Source organism: Longimicrobium sp. (assembly GCF_036280135.1).
GTDB lineage: Bacteria > Gemmatimonadota > Gemmatimonadetes > Longimicrobiales > Longimicrobiaceae > Longimicrobium.
Genome location: NZ_DASURI010000374.1, coordinates 1 through 5,440, shown reverse-complemented (window position 1 = coordinate 5,440; position 5,440 = coordinate 1). Strand labels below are relative to the sequence as shown.

The following is a 5,440-nucleotide window of genomic DNA, read 5'->3' as shown; positions in this document are numbered from 1 at the left end:
TTCGCGACCTTCCAGCGGCGAATTCATTCGCTCGGCGCGGGCCCCGCGGGTCCGGCGTGGGCTCCGCGCGGGTTCGGCCCGGACGCGGCGCATCCGGGGTGGGCGCGGATTCCACGCGGCCCGCGCGGAACCGTCCGGGCTCAGACCCGGAAGCCGCCCACCAGCCGCTGGAGCTCCGCGGCCACGCCGGCCAGCTGCTCGCTCGCGCCTTCGCTCTGCGCGGCGCCGTTGGCGGCCTCGCGCGCGGCCTGCGACACGCCGGAGATGCCGCGGTTCACCTCGCCCGTGCCGCGCGCGGCCTCGGTAAGGTTGCGGGCGATCTCGGCCGTGGCGCCGCTCTGCTGCTCCACCGCGCCGGCCACCGTCACGCTGATGCCGTTGATCTTGCCGATGATGTCGTTGATCTGCCGGATCCCCTGCACGGCGCCCGACGTGCGCTCCTGCACCCCGCCGATCTTGGCCGCGATCTCCTCCGTGGCCCGCGCCGTCTGCCCGGCCAGCTGCTTGACCTCGTGCGCCACCACGGCGAACCCCTTGCCCGCCTCGCCCGCCCGCGCGGCCTCGATGGTGGCGTTCAGGGCCAGCAGGTTGGTTTGCTGCGCGATGCTGGTGATGACCTTGACCACCTCGCCGATCTCCTGGCTGGAGCCGCCCAGCTCGTCCATGGCGCGCACGGTGTGCTCCGCCTGCACCGTGGCCTCCTGCGCCACGCGCAGGGCGTCCTGCAGCTGCCGCGCGATCTCGCGGATGCTGCCCGACATCTGCTCCGTGGCCGCGGCCACGGCCTGCACGTTCATCCCCGCCTGCTCCGACGCGGCGCCCACGGACTGCACCTGCCGCGACGTCTCCTCCGCAGCGCCCGAAAGCGTCTGGCTGGTGGTGCGCAGCACGGCCGAGCTGGCCGAGACCGTGTCGCTGCTCTGGTGCATGCGCGCCACCACCTCGCGCAGGCTGGCCACGGAGCGGTTGAACGCCTCGCGCAGCCCGTCGGCGTGCGGCGCGAACGGCGTCTCGATGCGGCAGGTGAGGTCGCCCTCGGCCAGGGCCTGCAGGCCGGCGAACAGCGCCTGGATGGCCTCCGCGTCCTTTTCCGCCGACGCCGCGGCCGCCAGCTCGGCCGTCTTTTGCTCGTGCACGTCCTGCAGCGAGCCGCAGGCGCGGATGGTCACGCCGTCGGCCGAGTGGCGGCACCCGCCCGTCGCGCGAAACCAGCGGTACGAGCCGTCGCGCACCTTGAGCCGGTAGGTCACGTCGTAGCGCGCCCGGCCCGTGCGGTCCGTGAGGTGCGCGCCGAACGCCGCGAACGTGGGCGCCACGTCGTCGGGGTGCAGCCGGTCGGACCACGACTGGCACAGGTTGGGAAACTCGCGCTCCGTCTCGTAGCCCACCAGCCGGCGAAACTCCGGGGACCACGTCCACACGCTGTTGGGGTGCAGGGCGTCGGCGTTGAACAGCGCCGCGTCCCACAGCCCCACGCCGCAGGCCTCGTCCAGCACCTCGGAACGCTCCCGGACGGCCGCGTGCTGCGCGCGGACCTGGTCTACGCCGGAAAGCCTGCTGATCAACCGCATGAACATCGGGGGTGCGCTCCTGGGCAAGGGATGGGACGGGCGCGCCGGGGGAATTCACGGCGTGCCGCGGCAAGACCAAGTTTCGGCCGCTCCCGCGCACGGGTTGAGCGCCCCCCGCCGCCGTCCGCGCCCTGCCGGGAATCCGGACGGACGCGCGAAGGGCGGCCCCCCTCTCCCGGGAGCCGCCCTTCCGCCGTTCCGCGTTCGTACGGACGTCGCGCCGCCGGCCTGCGCTTGCCCTAGCCCACCAGCCGGGCCGTGGCGTGCTCCTCCTCGTCGTCCGCGTCATCCGCGTCATCCGCGTCGTCGCGCGCGGCGGACGCGCGGCGGCGGGGCACCTCCAGCGGCTGCTGCAGGGGATCGTCCGTGGCCGTGGGCAGCGGCAGGCCGTCGGACGCCGCCACGGCGCGCACGTCCAGCTTGGCCGGCAGCACCAGGCGAAACGTGCTTCCCTCCCCCAGCGTGCTCTCCACCGTGAGCGATCCGCCCAGGAGGACGGCCAGCCGGCGGGAGATGGGCAGGCCCAGCCCCGTGCCCAGCGCCTGGTCCGGATGGGCGATCTGCACGAACTCGTCGAAGATGCGCTCCAGGTTCTCCGGCTCGATCCCCCGCCCCCGGTCCGTCACGTCGATCTCCACCCCCCGGTCCTCCAGGGGGCGGCACGCCACCGTGATGGCGTTGCCCTCGCCGAACTTGATGGCGTTGGACAGCAGGTTCAGCAGGATCTGCCGCACGCGCCGCGGGTCCGTGGTGATGGACACGTCGCCCGAGGTGTCCAGCGTGAGCTCCGAGCCGTGCTCGTCGGCCAGGGGGCGCACGGTCACGAACAGGTCCTGCACCAGGGCCGGGAACGAGGCCGGCTGGATCTCCAGGTCGATCTTTCCGGCCTCGATCTTGGACAGGTCCAGGATGTCGTTCACCAGCTCCAGGAGGTGCTTGGCGGCCTGGTTGGCCCGCTCGATGCCCCGCGACTGCTCGGCGTTCAGGGGGCCGTAGATGTTGTCCAGCAGCAGCGCGCTGTAGCCCAGGATGGCGTTGATGGGCGTGCGCAGCTCGTGGCTCATGCTGGCGTAGAAGCGGCTGCGCGACTGGATGGCGTTCTCCAGCTCCCGCTGCCGCGCCGTGAGCTGCTCGTTGAGCGACTTGAGCTCCGCCGTCGTGCGCGCCAGGTGCTCCGCCTGCAGCCGCAGCTCCTCCTCGGCCCGCTTGCGCTCGGAGACGTCGCGGCCAATGAGCGTGTACACCCGCTCCGTGTCCAGCTGCAGGCAGCTGATGGACGCTTCCAGGGGGAACGCCTCGCCCCCCGCGCGAAGCCCCGTGAGCGCGTGGTCCTGCATCCCCTCGGGCAGGGTCGCGGCGCCGCCCTCCACGGACGCGGCCCGCTCCGCCGCCTGCGTGCACAGCTTTGCCAGGGGGGCGCCCCGAAACTCGGGCGCCAGCAGGTCGTCCATCAGCCGGCCCAGCGCCTGCCCCGGCGGCAGGCCAAAGGTGCGCGCCGCAGCCGCGTTGAACAGGGTGATGCGCCGGTCGTCGCCAAAGGTGACGATGGCCTCCAGGGCCGAGCCCACGATCTCGGCCATGCGCGCCTCGCTCTCGGAGAGCTGGGCGCGGTGCTGCAGCTCCAGCTCGCGCACCTCGCTTTCGCGCAGGCGCTTTTCCTGGTCCTTGAGCTGCTCCGTCTTCAGATAAAGGTCGACGAAGACGGCGACCTTGCTGCGCAGGACGTCGGGGTTGAAGGGCTTGAACATGTAGTCCACGGCCCCCACCTCGTACCCCGTGTAGACGAAGTGCTCGTCCTTGTTGATGGCCGTGAGGAAGATGATGGGCGTGAGCCGGCTGCGCTCGCGCTTCTTGATGAGCTGCGCCGTCTCGAAGCCGTTCATCCCCGGCATCTGCACGTCCAGCAGGATGACGGCAAAGTCGTGCAGCAGCACCTGGCGCAGGGCCTCCTCGCCGGAGTAGGCGCGCACCATGTCCACCGGCAGGGGCTCCAGGATGGCCTCCAGGGCCATCAGGTTCTCGGGCCGGTCGTCCACCATCAGGACGCGGGCCCGCGCCTCGGGGGGAGCGGCGGGCGTCATGCGTTCACCGGCGGGCAGGGGGGAACACGGCGGCCGTGGATGCCCACCAGGTGCGCGGCGATGTCCTCCAGGGGCAGCACGCACGCCTCGGGGACGGCCTTGGCGGCCGAGCGGGGCATGACCCGCACCTCGGCCGTCCCGGGCTCCTGGACAATGCAGTGGCCCCCCGCGTCGGCAATGCGGCGCAGGCCGCGGGCGCCGTCGGCGTTGGCGCCGGTGAGCACGATGCCCACCACGTCCATCCCGTACGTGTCCACGGCGGACTCGAACATCACGTCGATGCTGGGCCGGCTGTAGCGCACCGGGTCGTCGCAGGTGAGGGTGAAGTACCCTTCGTCCACCAGCAGGTGGTAGTCGGGCGGGCCCACGTACACGCCCGGCCCCATGTCCATCTTGTCGGTCACCTCGTGCACCAGCAGGGGCGAGCACTCCTGCAGCAGCTCGCACAGCAGCTCGCTTTCCTTGGCGCGGTGCTGCACCACCACCACGGGGAGCGGAAAGTCGTCCGGCAGCCCGCTGACGAGCGTGCGCAGGGCGTGCAGCCCCCCGGCCGAGGCGCCCACCACCACCACGCGGTAGCCGGGCCCCACCTCGTGGGCCTCGCTCACTGCAGCCTCCGGAAGATCTTTTCGCGGGCGTCCAGCACCTCGTACTTGTCCTCGAAGTCGGTAAAGCGCAGGGTTTCCTTGTTGCCCAGCGCCAGGGTGCCAAAGCGGCCCAGGCTGTCGTAGAACAGGCGGTGCACGCGGTTCTGCAGCTTGCGGTCGAAGTAGATCATCACGTTTCGGCACACGATCACGTTGAACTCGGCGAACGAGCCGTCCGTGACCAGGTTGTGCTGCGAGAACACCACGTTGCGCGTGAGCGAGCTGTTGAACAGGGCCCCGTCGTACAGGGCCGTGTAGTACTCGCTGAAGCTGCGCGTTCCCCCCGCGCGCACGTAGTTCTGCGTGTACTCCTGCATCTTGTCCAGGGGAAAGATCCCCGCCCGCGCCCGCTGCAGCACCATCTCGTTGATGTCGGTGGCGTAGATGCGGGCCCGCTCGTACAGCCCTTCCTCCTCCAGCAGGATGGCCATGGAGTAGACCTCCTCGCCGGTGGAGCACCCGGCGTGCCATACCCGGATGAAGGGGTAGGTGCGCAGGGTGGGGACCACCTTTTCGCGGAACGCGGCGTAGAAGCCTGGGTCGCGGTACATGGCCGTCACGTTGATGGAGAGGTCCAGCAGGAGCTTCTCCATGACGGACGGGTCGTGCAGCACGCGGTCCTGCAGCTCGCTCACGTGGCGCAGCCCCTCGGCCTGCATGCGCTTCCACACGCGGCGCTTGAGCGAGGAGTAGGCGTAGCTGCGAAAGTCGAAGCCGTAATGCCGGTAGATGCCTTCCAGCATCAGCTCGATCTCGATGCGTTCCAGCTCCTTGTCGTACGCGGCCGGGGTATCCGGCAGTTTGACGTCGGCCTTGGGCACCGTGGGGCTCGTTTCCGTCGGTTGGGTGCGGCTCACCGCCCGCGCCCGCGGCGCGGCAGTGCGAATCCTGCCACGCTACGGCAAGGGGCGTGCAACTGCTTGCGACGGCAGGGAATACGGCAGGGAATAGGGAATAGCCTGCAACGGCGGCGGCGGTCTGGCGGCGCGCGGGAGGCGGACTTCCCGCCGGCAGCGACCCGCCCCCTTTCCCGGGCCCTTCCTCCACAAACGGCGTGGGGGAAGGGAGAACTTCGTCGCGCGGACGGACAGCCCTCGCCGGCAGCGCCCCGCCCTTCCCCCGGCCCCTCCCCGCTCGTTCC

General features: G+C 71.1%; 4 protein-coding genes. All 4 read right to left on the bottom strand.

Annotated elements, in window-relative coordinates; translation table 11 throughout:
• Nucleotides 1-140: 140 nt before the first annotated feature.
• Complete coding sequence (locus tag VFZ20_RS11770; protein WP_329684074.1) at nucleotides 141-1,577, bottom strand: PAS domain-containing methyl-accepting chemotaxis protein; 1,437 nt, start codon at nucleotides 1,575-1,577, stop codon at nucleotides 141-143.
• A 233-nt stretch (nucleotides 1,578-1,810) separates the two neighbouring features.
• Nucleotides 1,811-3,652, bottom strand: a complete 1,842-nt coding sequence (locus VFZ20_RS11765) for an ATP-binding protein (protein WP_329684073.1) — start codon at nucleotides 3,650-3,652, stop codon at nucleotides 1,811-1,813.
• Nucleotides 3,649-4,260, bottom strand: coding sequence for a chemotaxis protein CheB (locus VFZ20_RS11760; protein ID WP_329684072.1), 612 nt, complete (start codon nucleotides 4,258-4,260; stop codon nucleotides 3,649-3,651). Before VFZ20_RS11760 ends, VFZ20_RS11765 begins: the two co-directional genes overlap by 4 nt.
• On the bottom strand, nucleotides 4,257-5,042 hold the full coding sequence (locus VFZ20_RS11755) for a protein-glutamate O-methyltransferase CheR (protein WP_349264087.1): 786 nt from the start codon (nucleotides 5,040-5,042) through the stop codon (nucleotides 4,257-4,259). The genes VFZ20_RS11760 and VFZ20_RS11755 overlap by 4 nt, the downstream gene beginning before the upstream one ends.
• Between the last annotated feature and the right edge of the window lie 398 nt (nucleotides 5,043-5,440).

Excerpts from the sequence above, each read along its gene's own strand:
- VFZ20_RS11770 (WP_329684074.1), bottom strand. The coding sequence starts at position 1,577 with ATGTTCATGCGGTTGATCAGCAGGCTTTCCGGCGTAGACCAGGTCCGC.
- VFZ20_RS11765 (WP_329684073.1), bottom strand. The coding sequence starts at position 3,652 with ATGACGCCCGCCGCTCCCCCCGAGGCGCGGGCCCGCGTCCTGATGGTG.
- VFZ20_RS11755 (WP_349264087.1), bottom strand. The coding sequence starts at position 5,042 with ATGCTGGAAGGCATCTACCGGCATTACGGCTTCGACTTTCGCAGCTAC.